This is a genomic window from Roseomonas sp. CCTCC AB2023176 (assembly GCF_042259275.1).
Classification (GTDB): domain Bacteria; phylum Pseudomonadota; class Alphaproteobacteria; order Acetobacterales; family Acetobacteraceae; genus Roseomonas.
Genome location: NZ_CP170086.1, coordinates 1,318,412 through 1,336,326 on the forward strand (window position 1 = coordinate 1,318,412; position 17,915 = coordinate 1,336,326).

20 protein-coding genes and 3 pseudogenes are annotated in these 17,915 nt (G+C 72.9%); 8 read left to right on the forward strand and 15 right to left on the reverse strand.

Translation table 11 applies throughout. The annotated features are described in order from the left end of the window. Window positions 1-2: 2 nt before the first annotated feature. Together ACE7GA_RS06575 and ACE7GA_RS06580 are read right to left on the reverse strand one after the other, a co-directional pair. Window positions 3-323 (reverse strand): BrnA antitoxin family protein, encoded by a 321-nt coding sequence (locus ACE7GA_RS06575; protein WP_376097360.1) that lies wholly within the window; start codon window positions 321-323, stop codon window positions 3-5. An 11-nt stretch (window positions 324-334) separates the two neighbouring features. Beyond that, window positions 335-565 (reverse strand): BrnT family toxin, encoded by a 231-nt coding sequence (locus tag ACE7GA_RS06580; RefSeq protein WP_376100131.1) that lies wholly within the window; start codon window positions 563-565, stop codon window positions 335-337. Window positions 566-687: 122 nt separating this feature from the next. Between ACE7GA_RS06580 and ACE7GA_RS06585 the strand changes: the two genes are divergently transcribed. Both ACE7GA_RS06585 and ACE7GA_RS06590 read left to right on the forward strand, forming a co-directional pair. Then, on the forward strand, window positions 688-1,854 hold the full coding sequence (locus ACE7GA_RS06585) for an acyl-CoA dehydrogenase family protein (RefSeq protein WP_376097363.1): 1,167 nt from the start codon (window positions 688-690) through the stop codon (window positions 1,852-1,854). Window positions 1,855-1,962: 108 nt separating this feature from the next. After that, entirely contained in the window at window positions 1,963-2,571 is a 609-nt protein-coding gene (locus ACE7GA_RS06590; protein ID WP_376097366.1) for a heme-binding protein, read from the forward strand. Window positions 2,572-2,644: 73 nt separating this feature from the next. On the opposite strand, the gene ACE7GA_RS06595 is transcribed toward ACE7GA_RS06590, so the two are convergent. Continuing rightward, window positions 2,645-3,961: an ammonium transporter gene (locus ACE7GA_RS06595; RefSeq protein WP_376100133.1), complete on the reverse strand. Its 1,317-nt coding sequence runs from the start codon at window positions 3,959-3,961 to the stop codon at window positions 2,645-2,647. 158 nt (window positions 3,962-4,119) lie between these two features. Further along, window positions 4,120-4,458, reverse strand: coding sequence for a P-II family nitrogen regulator (locus ACE7GA_RS06600; RefSeq protein ID WP_376097369.1), 339 nt, complete (start codon window positions 4,456-4,458; stop codon window positions 4,120-4,122). Window positions 4,459-4,623: 165 nt separating this feature from the next. On the opposite strand from ACE7GA_RS06600, the pseudogene ACE7GA_RS06605 reads away from it, so the two are divergent. Continuing rightward, a pseudogene (locus ACE7GA_RS06605) lies at window positions 4,624-5,969 on the forward strand (FAD-dependent monooxygenase). 62 nt (window positions 5,970-6,031) lie between these two features. On the opposite strand, the gene ACE7GA_RS06610 reads toward ACE7GA_RS06605, so the two are convergent. The 4 genes from ACE7GA_RS06610 to ACE7GA_RS06625 form a co-directional block, all read right to left on the reverse strand. Beyond that, window positions 6,032-6,346 (reverse strand): hypothetical protein, encoded by a 315-nt coding sequence (locus ACE7GA_RS06610; RefSeq protein WP_376097372.1) that lies wholly within the window; start codon window positions 6,344-6,346, stop codon window positions 6,032-6,034. 105 nt (window positions 6,347-6,451) lie between these two features. Then, window positions 6,452-7,099: a TetR/AcrR family transcriptional regulator gene (locus ACE7GA_RS06615; RefSeq protein WP_376097375.1), complete on the reverse strand. Its 648-nt coding sequence runs from the start codon at window positions 7,097-7,099 to the stop codon at window positions 6,452-6,454. A gap of 124 nt (window positions 7,100-7,223) precedes the next feature. Beyond that, window positions 7,224-7,727 carry a DUF3597 domain-containing protein gene (locus ACE7GA_RS06620; protein WP_376097378.1) on the reverse strand — a complete coding sequence of 168 codons (504 nt, stop codon included), beginning with the start codon at window positions 7,725-7,727 and terminating at the stop codon, window positions 7,224-7,226. A gap of 97 nt (window positions 7,728-7,824) precedes the next feature. After that, a complete protein-coding gene (locus ACE7GA_RS06625) occupies window positions 7,825-8,610 on the reverse strand; it encodes an enoyl-CoA hydratase (RefSeq protein WP_376097381.1) in 786 nt (261 codons plus the stop codon). 101 nt (window positions 8,611-8,711) lie between these two features. Here ACE7GA_RS06625 and ACE7GA_RS06630 point away from each other — a divergent pair, with 101 nt between their 5' ends. Further along, entirely contained in the window at window positions 8,712-9,665 is a 954-nt protein-coding gene (locus tag ACE7GA_RS06630; RefSeq protein WP_376097384.1) for a Bug family tripartite tricarboxylate transporter substrate binding protein, read from the forward strand. A gap of 139 nt (window positions 9,666-9,804) precedes the next feature. Here ACE7GA_RS06630 and ACE7GA_RS06635 read toward each other — a convergent pair whose 3' ends face one another. From ACE7GA_RS06635 to ACE7GA_RS06650, 4 genes and pseudogenes are all read right to left on the reverse strand, one after another. After that, on the reverse strand, window positions 9,805-10,293 hold the full coding sequence (locus ACE7GA_RS06635; protein WP_376097387.1) for an NAD(P)-dependent oxidoreductase: 489 nt from the start codon (window positions 10,291-10,293) through the stop codon (window positions 9,805-9,807). 53 nt (window positions 10,294-10,346) lie between these two features. Continuing rightward, a pseudogene (locus ACE7GA_RS06640) lies at window positions 10,347-10,754 on the reverse strand (D-glycerate dehydrogenase); the annotation flags it as partial. A 58-nt stretch (window positions 10,755-10,812) separates the two neighbouring features. Then, window positions 10,813-11,493 carry an NAD/NADP octopine/nopaline dehydrogenase family protein gene (locus ACE7GA_RS06645; protein WP_376097389.1) on the reverse strand — a complete coding sequence of 227 codons (681 nt, stop codon included), beginning with the start codon at window positions 11,491-11,493 and terminating at the stop codon, window positions 10,813-10,815. A gap of 250 nt (window positions 11,494-11,743) precedes the next feature. After that, window positions 11,744-11,869, reverse strand: a complete 126-nt coding sequence (locus ACE7GA_RS06650) for a hypothetical protein (protein WP_376097392.1) — start codon at window positions 11,867-11,869, stop codon at window positions 11,744-11,746. Window positions 11,870-11,966: 97 nt separating this feature from the next. Between ACE7GA_RS06650 and ACE7GA_RS06655 the strand changes: the two genes are divergently transcribed. From ACE7GA_RS06655 to ACE7GA_RS06665, 3 genes are all read left to right on the forward strand, one after another. Beyond that, a complete protein-coding gene (locus tag ACE7GA_RS06655; RefSeq protein ID WP_376097395.1) occupies window positions 11,967-12,947 on the forward strand; it encodes a Bug family tripartite tricarboxylate transporter substrate binding protein in 981 nt (326 codons plus the stop codon). 92 nt (window positions 12,948-13,039) lie between these two features. Further along, window positions 13,040-13,258, forward strand: coding sequence for a hypothetical protein (locus tag ACE7GA_RS06660; protein ID WP_376097398.1), 219 nt, complete (start codon window positions 13,040-13,042; stop codon window positions 13,256-13,258). Between the two features lie 17 nt (window positions 13,259-13,275). After that, on the forward strand, window positions 13,276-14,058 hold the full coding sequence (locus ACE7GA_RS06665; protein ID WP_376097401.1) for a GGDEF domain-containing protein: 783 nt from the start codon (window positions 13,276-13,278) through the stop codon (window positions 14,056-14,058). Between the two features lie 25 nt (window positions 14,059-14,083). Here the strand turns inward: ACE7GA_RS06665 and ACE7GA_RS06670 are convergent, their stop codons facing one another. From ACE7GA_RS06670 to rsmI, 3 genes and pseudogenes are all read right to left on the reverse strand, one after another. Further along, window positions 14,084-15,220, reverse strand: coding sequence for a hypothetical protein (locus ACE7GA_RS06670; protein ID WP_376097404.1), 1,137 nt, complete (start codon window positions 15,218-15,220; stop codon window positions 14,084-14,086). 43 nt (window positions 15,221-15,263) lie between these two features. Then, window positions 15,264-15,809: a Uma2 family endonuclease gene (locus ACE7GA_RS06675; RefSeq protein WP_376097407.1), complete on the reverse strand. Its 546-nt coding sequence runs from the start codon at window positions 15,807-15,809 to the stop codon at window positions 15,264-15,266. 43 nt (window positions 15,810-15,852) lie between these two features. Continuing rightward, window positions 15,853-16,657: pseudogene (gene rsmI / locus ACE7GA_RS06680) on the reverse strand (16S rRNA (cytidine(1402)-2'-O)-methyltransferase). A 68-nt stretch (window positions 16,658-16,725) separates the two neighbouring features. Here rsmI and ACE7GA_RS06685 point away from each other — a divergent pair. Further along, the gene (locus tag ACE7GA_RS06685) at window positions 16,726-17,904 is read left to right on the forward strand and encodes a penicillin-binding protein activator (RefSeq protein ID WP_376097410.1); all 1,179 of its coding nucleotides are present in this window, start codon (window positions 16,726-16,728) and stop codon (window positions 17,902-17,904) included. Window positions 17,905-17,915 lie beyond the last annotated feature (11 nt).

Sequence of the window (17,915 nt, forward strand, 5' to 3'; positions counted from 1 at the left end):
TGTTAGCCGCGGCCGCGGAACGGCTTCCGCGCCAGGGCTCGCAGCTCCTGCCACCGGTACGCCGCGACGTATTCGCGCAGCGCGGCGTTCAGGCGGGTCTGGTAGCCCGGACCTTCCTTCTCGAAGAAGTCCACCACGTCCGCATCGAGGCGCAGCGTGATCTGCCGCTTTGCCGGGCGATAGAAGCGGCCACGCTCCGCCCCGGACCAATCCCGGACTTCCGGCGCGTCGCGCGTGTCCACCAGCGCGTCCGGCATCGCCGCGAGGGCGTCGAGTTCCGCGGCCAAGTCGGGTTGCAGCAGGTCAGAACTCGCCTTCTTCATAAGCCCTCCTTTCATGCGCGGTCGCCTTGCGGGCGGAAATGATGCGCTTCGGTATGCACGACGAGCAGGACGACCTCGCTCCCGGCGCTCGGTCGCCCGAGGGACTGCCACCGATCACCATCCGGGTGCCCGTCCGGACGGCTCAGGGTCAGCGGATCGTCGAAGATGCGCCTGGCCAGTTCGAAACTGACGTGGTGCTTCCGCCGGTTCGCCTCCGCCTTCCCCCGGGTCCCACGACCAATCGGTCATCGAAGGTGACGGACAGGCACTGCCGAATTGTAGTTACGCAAGCCCCGCCCCGGAAGGCCGGGTTGTCCGTGACGGACGGCACCGCTTTCATGTGCCGCGGGGGAAGCGAGCACCGATGGAATTCGCCGAGTCACCTGAGGCCGCAAGCGTGCGCGAGGCCGTCGACCGCATCTGCGCCCGCTTCCCCGACGAATACTGGCTCGCCCGCGACCGCGACGCCCGCTTCCCCCACGAGTTCCACGCCGCCATGGCCGAGGGCGGCTGGCTCGGCATCTGCATGCCCGAGGAGTACGGCGGCGCCGGCCTCGGTGTGACCGAGGCCGCGGTGATGATGCAGGCCGTCGCGCAATCCGGCGCCGGCATGTCCGGCGCATCCGCGGTGCACATCAACGTCTTCGGCCTGCAGCCCGTCGTCGTCTTCGGGACGGAGGCGCAGAAGCGCCGCATGCTCCCGCCCCTCATCGCAGGCCGCGAGAAGGCGTGCTTCGCCGTCACCGAACCCGATGCCGGCCTCGACACCACACAGATAAAGGCGCGCGCCGAGCGCCGCGGTGATCTCTACGTGATCCATGGCCAAAAGGTCTGGACCAGCACCGCGCAGGTCGCGGAGAAAATCCTGCTGCTCGCCCGCACCACGCCGTTGGAACAGGTGACGAAGCGCACCCACGGCCTGTCCCTGTTCTACACGAACCTGGATCGCACGCGCGTCGAGGCCCGGCTCATCGAGAAGATGGGCCGCCACTGCGTCGACTCGAACCAGCTCTTCCTCGATGGCCTGGAGATCCCGGAGGACGACCGCATCGGCGAGGAAGGCCGCGGCTTCGAATACATCCTTCACGGCATGAACCCGGAGCGAATCCTCATCGCCGCCGAAGCCGTCGGCCTCGGCCTCGTCGCGCTGGACCGCGCGACCACCTACGCGAAGGAACGCGTCGTCTTCGGCCGCCCCATCGGCCAGAACCAGGCGATCCAGCACCCCCTCGCCGCGGCCTGGACGCAACTGGAAGCCGCACGGCTGATGGTGATGAACGCCGCGTGGCGCTACGATTCGGGTCTCGACTGCGGCGCGCAGGCCAATGCCGCGAAGTACCTGGCTGCCGAGGCCGGCTTCGAAGCCTGCCAGCGCGCCGTCATGACCCTCGGCGGCTTCGGCTACGCCGCGGAGTACCACGTGGAGCGCTACTTCCGCGAAGTCATGATCCCCCGCCTCGTCCCCGTCAGCGCGGAACTCATCCTCTCCCACATCGCGGAGCGGGTCCTTGGCCTGCCCAAATCCTATTGAACGGCGTGGCGCCGGACCGGCCGCCGGCAAGCCCGGCGCCTCGCGGCCCATCGCACCCTCGCGCGATTGCGATTTGTCGCCGTCGCGCCGCCGGCCCAGGGCCGGCGCATGGTGACCCTCAGCGACATCCTCAACGGCGTTGCCGGAGCCTTCGGGGCGCGGACGGAGCCGGAGCCACGGCATGAGGTACTAAAGCGGATCGGCGACGCCATGGAGATCCGGCGCTATCCCGTGCGCTGGGCCTACGAGGTCCGGATGGACGCCCCCGACACGGAGGAGGCCTTCGGCAAGCTGTTCCGCACGATCCAGGGCGCGAATGCCGGCGGGGCGACGATCCCGATGACCGCGCCGGTGGAACGGGCGGGCGGGCAGCGCATCCGCATGACCGCCCCGGTCGAACGGAAGGCGGCGGATGATGGCTGGACCATGCGCTTCTTCCTGCCCGACGAAATGCAGCAACCTCCGGAGCCGACCGAGCCAGGCGTCACCCTCGTCCAGGCGCCGGTGCAGGTGCTCGGCGTACGCCGCTTCTCCGGCACGGCGGGGAAGGACCGGCTGTCGATGGAGGAGGGAGCGCTGCGGGACGCCCTGCGGCTGGCGGGCTGGCGCGTGACGGGGCCCCGCATCGGCTGGTTCTACGACCCGCCTTGGTGCCTGCCGCCGCTCCGGCGCAACGAGGTCGCCCTGGAAGTCGAGCGCGTGGCCGAGGCGGGCTGAGCCGCTTCGCCACGAAAAACCCCGGCGGATCACTCCGCCGGGGCCAATCGGACAGGTCAGGCGGGCGCGATGGTCAGCCCAGCCGCTCCCCGTGCAGGGAGACGTCGAGGCCCTCGCGCTCTTCCTCCTCGGTCACGCGCAGGCCGATGATCACGTCCACGACCTTCAGCAGGATGAAGGTCGCGACGGCCGTGAAGAGGAAGACGGCGCCGGTCGCGTAGAGCTGCTTGATCAGCTGCTCCACGCCGCCGACCGAGCCTTCCGGCGTTGCGGTCGTCGCGGAAAGCGGGCCGTAGGCGAACCAGCCCGTCAGGATCGCGCCGACGATGCCGCAGATGCCGTGCACGCCGAAGGCATCGAGGCTGTCGTCGTAGCCGCACCAGTGCTTCAGCGCCGTCGCACCCCAGAAGCCGGAGAGTCCCGCCACCACGCCGATGATGATGGAGGGCACCGGCAGCACGAAGCCCGCCGCCGGCGTGATCGCGACGAGCCCCGCGACGGCGCCGGAAATCGCACCGAGGACGGAGGGCTTGCCCTTCGTCACCCACTCCGCGAATAGCCACGCCAGCGTCGCCGCAGCCGCGGCGAGCTGAGTCACCAGCATCGCCATGCCCGCGCGGCCCGCGGCGCCGACGGCCGAGCCCGCGTTGAAGCCGAACCAGCCGACCCAGAGCATCGAGGCGCCGATCACCGCGAGCGCCAGGTTGAACGGCGACATGTTGTCGTTGCCCAGGCCGACGCGCTTGCCGAGGACGATGGCACAGACCAGGCCCGCGACGCCCGCATTGATGTGCACGACCGTGCCGCCCGCGAAGTCCAGCGCGCCGAGGGCGAAGATCCAGCCGTTCGGGTGCCAGACCCAGTGCGCGATCGGCGAGTAGACCAGCAGCGACCAGAGGATGGTGAAGAGCGCCATCGCCGAGAACTTCATCCGCTCCGCGAAGGCGCCGGTGATGAGCGCGGGCGTGATGATCGCGAAGGTCATCTGGAACATCACGAAGACGCTCTCGGGGATCGTCGTCGCGACCGCGGCGTCGCCCGTGCCGAGGGTGAAGGGCTTGTCCCAGCCCTCCGCGAGGGTGCGGAGTAGCACCTTCGACAGGTCGCCGATGTAGGGTCCGCCCTCGCCGAAGGCGAGCGAGTAGCCCGCGACCATCCAGACCACCGATGCGATGGCCGCGATGGCGAAGGACTGCATCATCGTCGCCAGCACGTTCTTCTTGCGCACCATGCCGGCGTAGAAGAGCGCGAGGCCCGGGATCGTCATCATCAGGACCAGGGCGGTCGAGGCGAGCATCCAGGCCGTGTCGCCCGTATCCACCTTCGGATCCGCTGCCGCGGCCGGCGCGTCCTGCGCGAGCGCGGGGCCGGCGAGCAGCAGGCCCCCCATCGCCGCCAGCGTCAGCCAGCGGCCCCATTTCACGTTCGTCGTCACCTTGTCATCCCCCATCGCCGCGGTGAGCGGCGTCGTCTGTCGTGCCGCGGTGAGCGGCGTCGTACGAAGTGCCGCGGTCCGCGGCGTCGTCAGGTGCATGTCGGCGCGCCGGGTCAGAGCGCGGCCGTGTCGGTCTCGCCCGTGCGGATCCGCAGGGCGCGCTCGAGGTCGAGGACGAAGACCTTGCCGTCCCCGATCTTGCCGGTGCGCGCGGTGTTCGCGATCGCCTCGACCACCGCGTCCACCAGCTCGGAGGGAACCGCGACCTCGATCTTCAGCTTGGGGAGGAAGGAGACGTGGTACTCCGCGCCGCGGTATATCTCGGTCTGGCCCTTCTGGCGCCCGAAGCCCTTCACCTCGGTGACCGTCAGGCCCTGGACGCCGAGCGGGGTGAGGGCATCTCTCACCTCGTCCAGCTTGAACGGCTTGATGACCGCCATGACCAGTTTCATCGTGAACCCCTCATGCTGCCGCTGGCCCCCTTGCCCGGCTGAGTCGGACAGGGCCTAGCGAGGGACGTGCCAGGGCCGTGACGGTCGTGGCGGTAGCGCGGGCGGCGCGACTGCCCAAATGATGGGCAGAACGGATCCGACAGGGCAGGACGAGGGGTGACCGGCGTGGGTGATGTGCTGGAGACGGAGGTCCTGATCGTCGGGGCCGGGCCCGTGGGCGCGACGCTCGCCGCGACGCTCGGGGCGGCGGGCGTTCCGGTGGTGGCGCTGGACCGGCAGCCGCTTCCGCCGATGGAACTGCCGGCCTTCGACGGCCGGGCCTACGCGATCGCGCGGACGAGCCGGAACCTTCTGGAGGCCGCGGGCGTCTGGGACGCGCTGCCCTCCCCCCCGGGGCGATCCGCGCCATCCGGGTGGCGGATGGCCGGCCGGGGGAAGGGGCTTCCCCGCTCTCCCTCCACTTCGATGCGGCGGAGGCGGGCGAGGAAGCCTTCGGGTGGATGGTCGAGGCGCGGTCGCTCCGCGTCGCCCTGAACCGGCGCCTGGCCGACCTGCCCGCCGCGACGGTCATCGCGCCGATGACGGGCGCGGTGACCCGGACGGTGAGCGGCACCGAGGCACGCCTCGCGGACGGGCGGACGGTGCGGGCGCGGCTGGTCGTCGGGGCGGAAGGCCGGAACTCCGCACTGCGGGAGGAGGCCGGCATCGGCGTGGCGCGGCTGGACTACCGGCAGGTCGGCCTGGTCGGATCCGTCGCGCATGAGCGGCCGCATGGCGGGGTGGCGCTTGAGGCCTTCCTGCCGAACGGGCCCTTCGCGCAACTGCCCCTGGCGGAACTGGCGCCGGCGGAACTGGCCCTGGCAAAACTGGACGGTGCCGCGATGCCGGGCGAAGGCACGCTGCTGGACGACCGGATGCGGGCGGCCGCCGACGGCCTGCCGCATGCCTCGGCCTTCGTGTGGTCGGAGCGGACGTCGCTGGCGCAGCGCTTCCTGGCGATGGACGACGCGGCGCTGGCGCGGGAGATCGGGCGGCGGATGGGCGACCACCTTGGGCGCGTCCGCGTCATCGGGCGGCGCTGGTCGTATCCGCTGTCGGCACTGCAGGCGATGCGCTTCACGGACACGCGGTTCGCGCTGGTCGGCGACGCGGCACACGGCATCCACCCCATCGCGGGACAGGGCCTGAACGTCGGTTTCCGCGACGTCGCGGTGCTGGCGGAACGGGTGGTCGAAGCCTTCAACGCCCGGGGCGACGTCGGGGGTGCCGCGGTGCTCGCGGCCTACCAGGCGGACCGGCGGCCGGATTCGCTGCTGATGCTCGGCGCGACCCATGCGCTGGAGCGGCTGTTCGGGAACGACCTCGCGCCGGTGCGGATGGCCCGGCGGCTTGGGATCGCGGCGGTGGACCGGATGCCCGGGGTGAAGGGGTGGTTTGCGCGCCGGGCCATGGGCTTCGGCGGCGCGGGGTCCGGCCTGCTGGAAGGCCGGGGGTTGCTGCTCGCGGGCTGATCCGTGCGCGGGCGGGTTCCCCGGCGGGGTGCCCGGGGCGCCCCGCCGGGGACTGGCGTGGTTCAGTTCGCGCCGCCGAAGCTCACCGCCGCACCGTAGGCGTCGATCGCCGGGTTGGCTTGGGCGCGGGTCGGGAGACGGCTGGCAACGGCCCCGTCGAGGCCCTGCAGGCGGCTGAACCCGCCCGGCGCGGTCTGCGCCACCGGGCTGTCGTAGTCCGGCCCGGCATAGGTCCCCAGCACGAACTGCGGCACCGCGCGGCCGCGGCTGTCCGCGGCGAAGGTGTCGGTACGCGCCAGGGCGGGGAGGGCGGCGGCGGCACCGAGGGCCAGAACGGCGGCGCGGAGGAGGTTGGAGCGGCGGAAGAAGTTGGACATCGGAGGACTTCGTATCTCGAGTGGCGTCCGACCATCGGGCGTCTTCGATGGCCAGAAGATACGCCGATCTCGATTACTGACAAGATCGCGAATCTGTATCCTGTATCAATCGGGCGTGAGCGCGGACTCGTCGGCCCGCTCCCGCACCGCGCGGGCGCGGAAGCCATCCACCAGCATGCGGATGATGTTCCCCAGCCGCTCCTCCGCCTGTCCGGCCGCCGCGACCTCCCGCACAAGGTTCGCGTGGTGGAACCCCATCGCCGCGTCGCGGATGATCCGCGTCATCGTGGCCACGGGCATCCCGGCGGGGAACTCGCCGTCGCGCACGCCGTCCTCGATGATCGAGGCGACGATTCCGCAGACCGCGGCCATGTGGCCCTTCAGCACGTCCTGCGCCGACTGCACGAGGTCGTGGTAGAGCCGGAACATCTCCGGATCGTCGGCGACCTTGCTGAGCTTGATGCGGTGGTAGGCGATCGCGAAGGCTTCCAGCCGCTCGCCGGCCGTGCCGGGCCGGTCAGCCACCGCCCGCAACTCCTCCTGGACCGCGCCGAGCCAACGCCCCGTCACCGCGCTCAGAATGGCGTTCTTGCAGGAATAGAACCGGTAGAGGTTCGGGTGGGACATGCCGCACTCCCGCGCGATGTCCGTGACCGTCAGCTTGTCCGGACCGTAGCGGCGGAGCTGGCTTTCGGCGGCCTTCAGGATGCGCGCCTGCATCTCCTCGGGCGGGGCGGCGGCGGGGCGGGGCATGGGGTGGTCACCTCCTGATCCTGATATAGGAATTCCGGACAGGAAGTGTCAGCAATAGTTTTATGCCGAAACGGCCTGGCGGGCGAGCGCCGGCCGCCGCCCCCCCCCGCGCCGCGCCGCCCGGTCAGGCCCGTAGCGAGTCCGGCACGCGGCCGCCGTTTTCCGCCAGCTTCGTCATGACCTGGCGGTGCAGCCAGGTGTTCATCTCCGCGCTGCCGTCCTTCGGCCCGGTGTAGCCGAGCTCCGTCGCCAGCTCCTTCCGGGACTCCAGGCTGCTGTCGAGGTCGAGCAGCTTCATCAGGTCCACGATGGAGGTGCGCCAGTTCAGCTTCTGCGGATTCTGGGACGCGATGCCGTTCAGCACGGCCTCGACGTCCACGGGCTGGCTCGGGCGGATGATCGTCGTCTCGGAGGCAACGGCGGCGGGCTGCGGGTCGGGGTTCGCCATGGCCGGCCGGCTCGCGTCGCCGGCGCCGGAGCCGGAAGCCGTGCTGGCCCCGCCCATGGCGCCGCCGCCCATGACGGATCCGGTGGCGGGCGGGGCACCGGCGGGGGTCGGGGTGGCCGAGGCATCCTGGTAGGAGGCGCGGCCGAAGATGCGGTTGGCGATGCGACCGAAGAGGCTCACGGCGGTTCTCCCAAAGGTGTGCGGGGGAAGAACGATCTGGAGCGTCGCGAGTTGGGGCGGGTCGCGCGACCTTCGGCTATGGCGCCGGCTCAGCGATTCAGCGGCCCTGCCAAGCCGGCTTGCGGCGGGCGAGGAAGGCCTCGACGCCCTCCTTGAAGTCGGCGCTGGTGTAGGTCAGCGCGACCATGTCGTCGGCCTCGACATGCGCCGTCGCGGCTTCCCGCAGGCGCTTGATCGTGACCTTCGCGGCCCGCAGCGTGAGTGGCGCGTGGCCCGCGACGAGGCGCGCCAGGGCCTCCGCACGTTCGAGCAGAGCGGCCTGGTCGGGCAGGAGTTCGGTGACGAGGCCAAGGCGCAGCGCCTCCTCTCCCTCGACGAGCCGTGCGGTGAAGATCAGTTCCTTCAGTCGCGCGGGGCCGAGCAGGGCGGCGAAGCGCGCGTAGTTGCCGCGGGAGAGCGTGTTGCCGAGCGTGCGCGCGATCGGCACGCCGAAGCGCATCGCGGCCGAGCCGATGCGGAGGTCGCAGACGCCGGCGACGCCGGCGCCGCCGCCGGTGCAGGCGCCGTGGATCGCGGCGATGGTCGGCTTCGTGCAGTCCTCGATGGCCGCGAGGCAGCGCTCGATCCGCGCCTCGTAGTCCAAGGCGTGCTGCGCGGTGGTGAAGGCGCGGAACTGGCCGATGTCGGTGCCCGCGGCGAAGGCGCGGTCGCCGGCGCCGGTGATAACCCAGGCGCGGATGGCGGGGTCGGCGCCGATCTCGGCGGCCTTCTCGGCGAGGCCTTCGTACATGGCGAAGGTGAAGGCGTTCATCGCCTGCGGGCGGTTCAGCGTCGTGAAGGCGATGCCGTCGCGGGTGTCGTGGAGGAGTTCGGCGTCTGACATGGGCGCCATTCATCACGTCCGGGCGAACCGCGCCAGGGCGGCGCGGGGTGGCGGGTGGGGCGCGGCGGCCGCTACGCTGCGCGCCGGACGGAGACGATGTGATGACGACACGACGTGGGGTGCTAGCGGCCGGGGCGGCCATGGCGATCGGGCCCGCCCTGGCCCAGGGGGCGGCGGTACGGCTCGTCGTGCCCTTCGCTCCGGGCGGGTCGCAGGACGTGCTGGGGCGGCTGCTGGCGCAGGCGGCGGGGCCGCTGCTCGGGGCGAACGTGGTGGTGGAGAACCGCGCGGGCGCCGGCGGGGTGCTGGGGGCCGAGGCCGTGGCGCGCGCGGCCCCGGACGGGACGACGCTGCTGCTGGCGACGGCGGGACAGTTGACGATCGCCAAGGCCGTCGGCCGCCGCCTGCCCTACGACCCGATCGCGGACTTCACGCCGGTGCTGTGGCTGTCCGACAGCCCCGTCGCGTTGCTGGCCGCGCCGAACCTCGGCGTCGCGGACACGGCGGCGCTGATCCGGATGGCCCGGGAAGCCCGGGACGCGCTGCCGTACGCCTCCACCGGCATCGGGACGAACACGCACCTCATCATGGAGGACCTGAAGGCGCGGGCGCGCCTGAACGTCGAGCACGTGCCCTATCGCGGCGCGGCCGCGGCCTTCAACGACCTGGCGGCCGGGCGGATCGCGACGATGTTCGTCTCCGTCCCCTCCGTGCTGTCGGCGAACGGCGCGCAGTTCAAGGTGCTGGGCGTCACCTCCCGCGCGCGCTTCCCGGCGACGCCGGAGGTGCCGACGCTGATCGAGGGCGGGGTGCCGGACTTCGAGGCGAGCATCTGGACGGGCCTCTCAGCCCCAGCCGGCACGCCACCCGCGGTCGTCGCGCGGGTCGCCGCAGCGTTTTCGGAGGCGCTGCGGAGCGACCTCGTCCGGTCGCGTTTCAACACGCTCGGCGTCACGCCGAATGGGGCAGACGGGGTCGCCTTCGGCGCGATGCTGCGGGAGGACCTGGAGCGCTGGACCCGGGTGGCCGCGCCGCTGAACATCCAGCTGGAATAGCGGCGCCGGTCGGTGATCCGGTTCTGCGGGTGTGGTGCTGGTGGCCCCGGGGTGCCCGTTGGCACCCCGGCGGAGGGTCCGGGAGGCAGAGCCTCCCGGGGGCACCAGAACGACACGGCAGGACCGACGCGGACCGCCCTCACAAAGCGTCCGGCGCCGGGCGGCCTGCCAGGACGGCCGCCACGTTGTCCAGCGCCTGGAAGCCCATCGCGTCCCGCGTGCCCTCGGTCGCGCTGCCCATGTGCGGCGTCGCGAAGACGTTCGGCAGGTCGCGGAAGCGCAGGTCGTAATCCGGCTCCCGCGCGAAGACGTCGAGGCCGGCGGCGGCGACGTGGCCGGAGGTGAGCGCCTCGTGCAGCGCGTCCTCGTCCACGAGCGAACCGCGCGCGGTGTTCACGAAGACCGCGCCGCGCGGCAGCAGGCCGAACAGTTCCCGCGTCATCAGCACGCCGCCGCCGCCGGGAAGGTGGAGGGACAGGATGTCGCAGCGCGGCAGCATCGCGCGCAGGTCGGCGTGGTATTCGGCGCCGGCCTCCAGCCCGGGGGCCAGGCGCGAGCGGTTGTGGTACAGGACACGCAGGCCGAAGGCCCGGGCGCGATGGGCGAGGGCACGGCCGATGCGGCCCATGCCGACGATGCCGAGCGTCCGCCCCCGACCTTCAGGCCGAGCATGTCGGGAAAGCCGATCACGCGCCGCCACCCCTCCCGCATTACCGCGGCGTATTCGGTCCCCCGCCGGCAGGCGCCGAGGAGGAGGAACATCGCGAAGTCCGCCGTGCAGTCGGTCAGCGCGTCCGGCGCGTTCGTCACGACGACGCCCGCGGCTTTCGTCGCCGCGACGTCCATGTGGTCCACCCCGGCACTCGGGTTCGCGACGATGCGGAGGCAGGACGGGAAGGCGGCCGCGTGGGCGGCGGTGATCGCGACCTTGTGGCCGGAGAGGATGGCGGGAATGCCGTGCTGGGCGACGAGCGCGAGCGCTTCGTCCGCGTCGAGGTCGTCGCCGGGGTAGAGCGCGTCGAACTCGTTGCGTGCGCGTTGCGCGATGTTGTCGGTCACGCGCCGGGCGACGAGGAGGCGGGGGGCCATGGGCGGGGCTCCTGGGGAATGGCCGGGGGTTCTGCCGCCGGGCCATGCGGTCGTCGAGTCAGGCCCGGCCGATCCCGTCGCGGAGGTCGTCGTCCAGCCGCGACAGGTCCAGCGCGTCGAGCAGCGGGTTGGCGCGGAGGTCGGCGCCCCAGAGCGCGCCGAGCGCGGTCGTCACGGCCGCCGTGACCGGCATCGGCAGGCCGCGTGCCTCGGCCAGGCGGAGATAGACGGCAAGGCCGTAGGGCACGTCCTCCCTGACGTAGCGCGTGTCCATCCCGGCGGGGCCGAGCACGGCGCTGCGGGAGGCGGCGATCGCCGCGGCCATGGCGTGCAGCGGCCCGACCGGCACGCCGTTGGCACGATGCAGTGATTCGGCCAGCGGCAGCACGGGGATGGCGAAGGCCGCGGCGAGCGCGTCGCGTTCCTCCGCCATCCGCTCCATCAGGCGGCAGGTCGCCTCGGTCATCACCTCGTATTGCGGCCAGGGCTCGCCGCGCTCGATCCGCGTCGCGTTGGTCAGGGCCAGCGCTGCATGGATGATCGGGTTGGCGTTGGACAGCGCGGCCGCCAGCGCGTTCGGCAGGACCGGCGAGGCGTGGCCGAAGAGGTCCGTCGCGACGGTGCCGAGTTGCGGCGCAGCGGCAGACGGGACGGCGGCCATGTCGACGGCCGCGCGGATGGCCGCGACGCGGACGCGCCCCGGCGCCGGCCGCCGCGCCGTGACGGGCGTCGTCTGCATCGCGCCGACCGGTGCCCGGTCCCCCCGTGCCGGGCCAGCGCCGCATCCAGCGCGAGCGGGGCGAGCGAGGCGGCGGGCGCGATCAGGACGGGCACGGCACGCGGCAGGACCTCCGCGATGGCGGGCAGCAGAGCGGGGAAGGCGTAGGCCGGCACGGCCAGGAGCGCCGCGTCAGCGGCCGCGAGGGCGTCGGGCAGGTCGCGCGCGATGCGCAGGGGAAAACGACCGGTGAGCGCGCCCTCCGCCTCGATCAATCCACGAGGCCCGCCGTCCCGGCGCCGGAGGGCGACCAGAGCGTGACGTCATGCCCGCGCGAGGCGGCGAGGACAGCGGCGGCCGGGCCGACGGCTCCGGCGCCGAGGATGGTGACGCGCATCGGGCTTCCTCGTGGCTTCGAGGGGTCGTGTAGCCGCCGGGGGTGCGCGGCGCGACGGGGGCGGCTAGGCTGGCGGCAACGGAACGGAGACCGCGCGATGATCGCCCGCCGCACAGCCCTCTCGCTGCCCCTGGCCCTCTCGGCGCCCGCCCTCGCGCAGGCGCAGCCGGCGGGCGGCTGGCCCGGCAAGCCGGTCCGGATCATCGTCCCGGCGCCGGGCGGCGCGGGCACCGCCGACACCGTCGCCCGCATCTACGCGCAGGAGATGGAGAAGCGCGTGGGACAACGCGTGCTCGTGGACAACCGCGGCGGCGCGAACGGCAACATCGGCGCTGCGGCGGCGGCGCGTTCGGCGCCGGACGGCTATACGCTGCTCTGGTCCTGGGCGGGGACGCTCGCGACGAACCCGGCGCTCTATCCCGACCTGCCCTTCGATCCCGTGCGCGACTTCGACCCGATCATCCTCGTCGGGAACGTGCCGAACATCCTCGTCGTGAACAGGGATCTCGGGCCACGCGACATGGAGGCCTTCACCCGCTTCGCCCGCGCGAACCCCGGCGCGATCAACTTCGGCTCCACGGGGAACGGGTCTTCGATGCACCTGGCGGGTGAGCTCTACAAGAGCCTCACGCGCACGCAGATGACGCACGTGCCCTACACGGCGCCGGCGGCCGCGGTGACGGACCTGCTCTCCGGACGGATCCAGGTGATGTTCAACCTCATCACGGGGGCGGCGCCGCAGGTGCGGGCGGGGAGCGTGGTGCCGATTGCCGTCCTGTCGGACCGGCGCGCGCCGCAGTTGCCCGACGTGCCGACGACGGCGGAGGTCGGCATGCCCGGCCTCGTCTTCGGCACCTGGTTCGGGGTGCTGGCGCCGAAAGGGACGGATCCGGCGGTGATCGCGCGCGTCAACGCGCTGTCGAACGAGATCCTGGCCGACCCGGAGGCGAAGGCGAAGCTGGAGCAGGCGGGACTCGAGACCTATGGCGGCCCGCCGGAGCGGCTGGCGACCTTCCTGCGGGAGGAAATCGAGCGGCACGCCGCGCTGGTGCGCGGCGCCGCCATCCGCCTGGAATGACCCGGACGGCAGGTCGGGTTTCGGTAAGGCTCTCTTCATCGCGGGTGCGCCATCCTGTCCGTGGCGACGGGCTCTCGGATGGGGAAGGCGCGATGGCAGGCTGCGACGAGGCATCGCGGACACGGGCGGCGGCCGATGCGGCCTGGTCGGAGATGATGCGCCGGGGCGTCGCGCCGACGCCGCAGAACTACGCGGGCTGGTTCGCGCGCTGCCTGTCCGGCAACGTCGGCCCGGCGGTGCCAGGCACCGGCATGACGGCCGCGGCGGGACCCGAGCCGGCGGGGAAGCCGGCGAGCGCGCCGCTGCGCTGAACGACGGGGCGACCGAGGTGCTGGAAGCCGCGGGCGCGATCGGGATGGACCTCGCCGACGGTCGGCACGGCATGGGGCTCTATGCCGAGACCCTCGCCATCTGGGGCGCCGCGATCCGGCAGGACGAGTCCGCCCAGTCCCTGCTGCGGGCCGTCGAGACGCTGTCGGCGGCCACGGCGACGGCGGTGGAGCGGAACCGGTGCCTGGAGGAGAAGCTGGCCGCCTCCGCCGGGCGGGTCGCGCGGCTGCAGGCGCGGCTGGCCGACATGCGGACCGAGGTGCGGGAGGACGCGCTCACGGGCCTCGTCAATCGCCGCGGCTTCGACGCGATCCTCAAGCGTGCCGTCGCGGCAGCGCGGGGCGGCGGCACGCCGGCGTCGCTCCTCATGCTCGACATCGATCACTTCAAGCGGTTCAACGACACCTACGGTCACCCCGCGGGTGACCTCGTGCTGCGGCTGGTGGGCAAGGTCCTGACGCAGAACGTGAAGGGCCGGGACGTCGCGGCCCGCTACGGCGGGGAGGAGTTCGGCGTCATCCTCATCGGCGCCGGCCGCCACGAGGCGGAGACGGTCGCGGAGCAGATCCGCGCGGCGATCGCGGCGCAGCGGATGTCGGTCCGCCGTGCCGGGCCGGACCTCGGCGCGATCTCCGTCTCGATCGGGGTCGCGTCCTGCCGCGGCGGCGACACGGCGGCGGCGCTCGTGGAACGGGCGGACCGGGCACTCTACCGCGCGAAGCAGCTGGGGCGGGACCGCGTCTGCGCGGAGGAACACGCGGAGCTCGCCTGGGCCAGCTGAACCTCCGCCGGCGTGACCGGGGGCGTCAGCGTCCCTCGGTCGGGTTCCGGCCGCGGAACTCCCGGCTGCCGAGCAGGATGGACCGCAACTCGCGCACGCTCTGCCGGCCGACCACCTGCTGCCGCCTCTCCTCGTCCGGGGCGCGACCGAGGACCAGGCGGAACAGCCAGTCCAGCGCCTCGTCCGTCACGGGCGCGTCGTCGTCGAAATGCCGCGCCGCGTAGTCCTCGAGGAAAGCGTCGAACTTCGTGCGGCGGTAGCGTTCGTAGCCGGCACGGCGGTCCTGGATGACCTCCGTCACGTCCTCGGTCACCTCGGGGTCGAGGTCGTATTCGGGGCCCTCGCGCCACAGCATCGTGTCGAATCCCATCTCCTCAAAGCGGCCGGGATTGAAGCTTTGTCCGCGTGCGCCGATGTAGCGCCCGAAGCAGATGTCCGTCATCACGCGGGCGATGCCAAGGGCCGCGCAGCCGACCGACTTCACCGCATCCTGCGAGGAGAAGTTGATGGCGACGTCCAGGCCCGACATCCAGCGATAGACCGCGAAGTCGTGGCGCGCGCGGTAGTCGGAGCGGTCGAGGATGGCGTCGTAGGGCGCCATCCAGTCCCGCAGGCGACGCCAGGGTTCGCGCATCAGCCCGAAGCCCCAGTGGTGCTGCAGCGGCACGAGCTGCGCGCGGGTGCGCGGCGGCGAGGCCTGGTGGTCGCCATAGGCCGCGAAGTAGCCGATCCGCGGGTCGGCGCGGGCCGCGTCGCGCAGCCGGTTCATAATGCGGAGGTAGTCGGGCCCGGCTTCGAGGTCGTCCTCGAAGAAGTAGGCGCAGTCGGAGTCGAGGGATTCGAAGGCCAGCGCCTCGCCGCGGTGGATGTTGCGGGCGATGCCGAGGTTGCCGCGGGCCTGCGCGACCTGGCCGCGCGGGAAGTGTTCCCGGAAGGTCGCGACGGAGGCAGTGATAGCCTCGTCCTCGGCGTAGCGCAGGCCGGAGAGCGGGGAGACCGCGCCGTCCTGCAGCAGGAAGACCCGGCTTCCGTCCAGCGCGACGCCGCGCTGGTTCCGCAGCGACGCGAGGACGCGGGACAGGTAGTCCGGCCGGTCGAAGGCGAAGACGATCACCGGCACGTCGAGCGGCACGGGCGCGGGGGTGGTGTGGATCGCGGTCACGGCCGGCACGGGTTAGCGCGCCCCGCCAAGGCCGTCCAACCGGTCAGAGGGCAGCGTGGAGGTCCGCGAGGGGGACGGAGAGCCGGAACTCCGGCAGGTCCAGCGCGTCGCGGACGAGGCCCTCGGCGAAGCCGGTCTCGCGCTCGCAGACCGCGGCGAGCGGTTCGTCCTGCGACAGGATGACGTCGCGGCGGAGGGAGGGAAGTTCGGCGTATTCGGCGCGCTTCACGCCGCGCTCGATGCCGGTCGTCGATTCGGACCGGACCTCGACGATGAGGACGGGGTCGGAGACCTCGCGCGACGTGCGGGGGATGGAGCTGCAGGCCACGACGATGTCGGGGTAGCGGACGCGTTCCCGGCGCGCGGTCCGGACCTGGAGGTCGGTCCGGATCACAGTGCAGCGCGCGCCCCGCAGGCCGATCGCGAGCGCCAGGAAAAGCCGGCTCGCGATCTCCGTGTGCGCGAAGGTCCCGGCGGTCATCGCGAAGGGCTGGATCCCGTCCGATTCGTGGCGGACCTCCTGGTGGAGTTCCCATTCCAGGAACTCCACCGGCGTCATCGGCGGACGCATGTCGAAGGCGGCACTCATGGTGGTTCCCGTATCGCGCGGCGTCCCGCCGGGGTCAGGACGATCAACCCTCCCCGCCCATCTCCAGCGCCCGCGCATAGACCTGCCGCCGCGGCAGGCCCGTCGCGGCCGCAACCATGGCGGCCGCGTCGCGGAGCGACTGGCCCGCCCCGAGAGCGGCACGGAGGCGGGCGGTGACCTCGTCGTCCCCGGCCGGTTCTTCATCGGCCGGCGGGCCCACGACGATCGCGATCTCCCCCGCGCCTCGTGGGAAGCGTAGTGCGCGGCGAGGTCGGGCAGGGTGCCGCGCCGCACCTCCTCGAACCGCTTCGTCAGTTCGCGGGCCACGGCCGCCGGGCGGGCGCCGAAAGCCTCGGCCAGGGCGGCCAGGCATTCGGCCAGCCGGTGCGGCGCCTCGAAAAACAACAGGGTCGCGGAGAGTCCCGCCCGCTCCGCCGCGCGGAGCCGGGCCAGTTCGGCCGCGCGCGCCGCTTCCCGCGGGGGAGGAAGCCGAGGAACAGGAAGGGCTGCGGCGGCAGGCCGGACAGCGTCAGCGCCATGACCGCCGCGTTCGGGCCGGGGATGGCGGAAACCGGCAGCCCTTCCGCCACGGCCGCGCGGACCAGACGATAGCCGGGGTCGCTCACGAGCGGCGTGCCGGCATCCGAGACGAGCGCCAGCCGCGCCCCGCCGCGCAGGCGGTCGAGCACGCGGGGCGTCTCCTCCGCTTCATTGTGGTCGTGCAGCGCGCGCATCGGCGAGCCGATCCCGTGCCGCTGGAGGAGCTTCGCGGTCACGCGCGTGTCCTCGCAGAGCACCGTTTCGGCGGCGCGGAGGGTCACGACCGCGCGGGGCGGCAGGTCGCCCATGTTGCCGATGGGCGTCGCCACCAGCCATAAGCCCGGGGCGACCGCCGCCGCAGAGGAGTCGTCCCCCCGTGCGTTGTCCCGATCAGCCGGCCCAGCCTCTTCCACGTCGCCTGGCACGCCGGCTCCTCCCCGCGGTTCTCGTCCTCCTTGGTCTCGCCGCCTGCGCGCCGCAACCCGCCCGTCCCGTCGCGTCCTTCGGCGCGCCGGGCTTCGTGGAGCCGCCGCGGGCGCGGGTCGGGCTGCTGCTGCCGCTCACCGGGCCACAGGCGCCGCTGGGGCAGGCGATGCTGAACGCCGCGACCCTCGCCCTTTTCGATGCGGGCACGCCGGGGGTGGAGTTCGTCCCGCGCGACACCGGCGGGTCGCCCGGCATCGCGTCGGAGGCGGCGCGGATCGCGCTGGCCGACGGCGCCCGGATCATCGTCGGCCCGCTGACGGCGGCGGAGGCAACGGCTGTCTCGGCCCAGGCGCGCGGGGGCCGGGTGCCCGTCCTCGCCTTCACGAATGACGGGCAGCTCGCGGGCAACGGCACCTGGGTCCTCGGCGTCACGCCGGCACAGCAGGTGCGGCGTCTCGTGCTGGCTGCCCGCAACGCGGGGGTGCGGCGGATCGCCCTCGCGGCGCCGGAGGACGCCTTCGGGCAGCGGCTGGCCAGCGCCCTGCGGACGGCGGCGCCGGAGGCTGGCCTCGATCCGCCGGTGATCGTGACCTACCCGGCCGGCTCGCCTCGGGCGGCCGCCGCGTCGCAGGTGGCTTCCCAGGGCGGGGAGGGCCTCGGCCTCGTCATCATCGGCGAGAGCAATGGCGCCCGAGCGCGGGAGCTGGCCTCGGCCCTCGCCGCCGCCGGGCTTCGCGCGCCCGCCACGCGGTTCGCGGGGAGCGCCCTCTGGGCCGCGGACCCGTCCATCGGGACGGAGGCCGCGCTTGCCGGCGCCATCTTCCCCGGTCCCGACCCCGGCGCGCGATCGGGCTTCGAGGGCCGCTACCAGGCCGCCTTCGGGGAGCGCCCGCCGCGCCTCGCCGCGACGGCCTACGACGCCGCGATCATCGCGGCGCGCGCGGCGTCCGGCGGTCCTTCCGCGCCGCTGCGCCTGCCGGTGGGCGAAGGCGTGCCGGGCGCCGATGGCGGCCTGCGGCTCCTGCCGAACGGGGAGGTCCAGCGGGCGCTCGCCATCTACGCCGTCGAGCCGGGCGCCGAGCCGCGTCCCGTCGAAGCCGCCATCCTGCCGGGGGCCGCCGGGACCTGAACGCCGCGCCG

Coding starts and splice junctions, on each gene's coding strand:
- ACE7GA_RS06575 (WP_376097360.1), bottom strand. CDS start 323: ATGAAGAAGGCGAGTTCTGACCTGCTGCAACCCGACTTGGCCGCGGAA.
- ACE7GA_RS06585 (WP_376097363.1), top strand. CDS start 688: ATGGAATTCGCCGAGTCACCTGAGGCCGCAAGCGTGCGCGAGGCCGTC.
- ACE7GA_RS06590 (WP_376097366.1), top strand. CDS start 1,963: ATGGTGACCCTCAGCGACATCCTCAACGGCGTTGCCGGAGCCTTCGGG.
- ACE7GA_RS06595 (WP_376100133.1), bottom strand. CDS start 3,961: ATGGGGGGCCTGCTGCTCGCCGGCCCCGCGCTCGCGCAGGACGCGCCG.
- ACE7GA_RS06600 (WP_376097369.1), bottom strand. CDS start 4,458: ATGAAACTGGTCATGGCGGTCATCAAGCCGTTCAAGCTGGACGAGGTG.
- ACE7GA_RS06610 (WP_376097372.1), bottom strand. CDS start 6,346: ATGTCCAACTTCTTCCGCCGCTCCAACCTCCTCCGCGCCGCCGTTCTG.
- ACE7GA_RS06615 (WP_376097375.1), bottom strand. CDS start 7,099: ATGCCCCGCCCCGCCGCCGCCCCGCCCGAGGAGATGCAGGCGCGCATC.
- ACE7GA_RS06625 (WP_376097381.1), bottom strand. CDS start 8,610: ATGTCAGACGCCGAACTCCTCCACGACACCCGCGACGGCATCGCCTTC.
- ACE7GA_RS06630 (WP_376097384.1), top strand. CDS start 8,712: ATGACGACACGACGTGGGGTGCTAGCGGCCGGGGCGGCCATGGCGATC.
- ACE7GA_RS06635 (WP_376097387.1), bottom strand. CDS start 10,293: ATGGGCCGCATCGGCCGTGCCCTCGCCCATCGCGCCCGGGCCTTCGGC.
- ACE7GA_RS06645 (WP_376097389.1), bottom strand. CDS start 11,493: ATGCAGACGACGCCCGTCACGGCGCGGCGGCCGGCGCCGGGGCGCGTC.
- ACE7GA_RS06650 (WP_376097392.1), bottom strand. CDS start 11,869: ATGCGCGTCACCATCCTCGGCGCCGGAGCCGTCGGCCCGGCCGCCGCT.
- ACE7GA_RS06655 (WP_376097395.1), top strand. CDS start 11,967: ATGATCGCCCGCCGCACAGCCCTCTCGCTGCCCCTGGCCCTCTCGGCG.
- ACE7GA_RS06660 (WP_376097398.1), top strand. CDS start 13,040: ATGGCAGGCTGCGACGAGGCATCGCGGACACGGGCGGCGGCCGATGCG.
- ACE7GA_RS06675 (WP_376097407.1), bottom strand. CDS start 15,809: ATGAGTGCCGCCTTCGACATGCGTCCGCCGATGACGCCGGTGGAGTTC.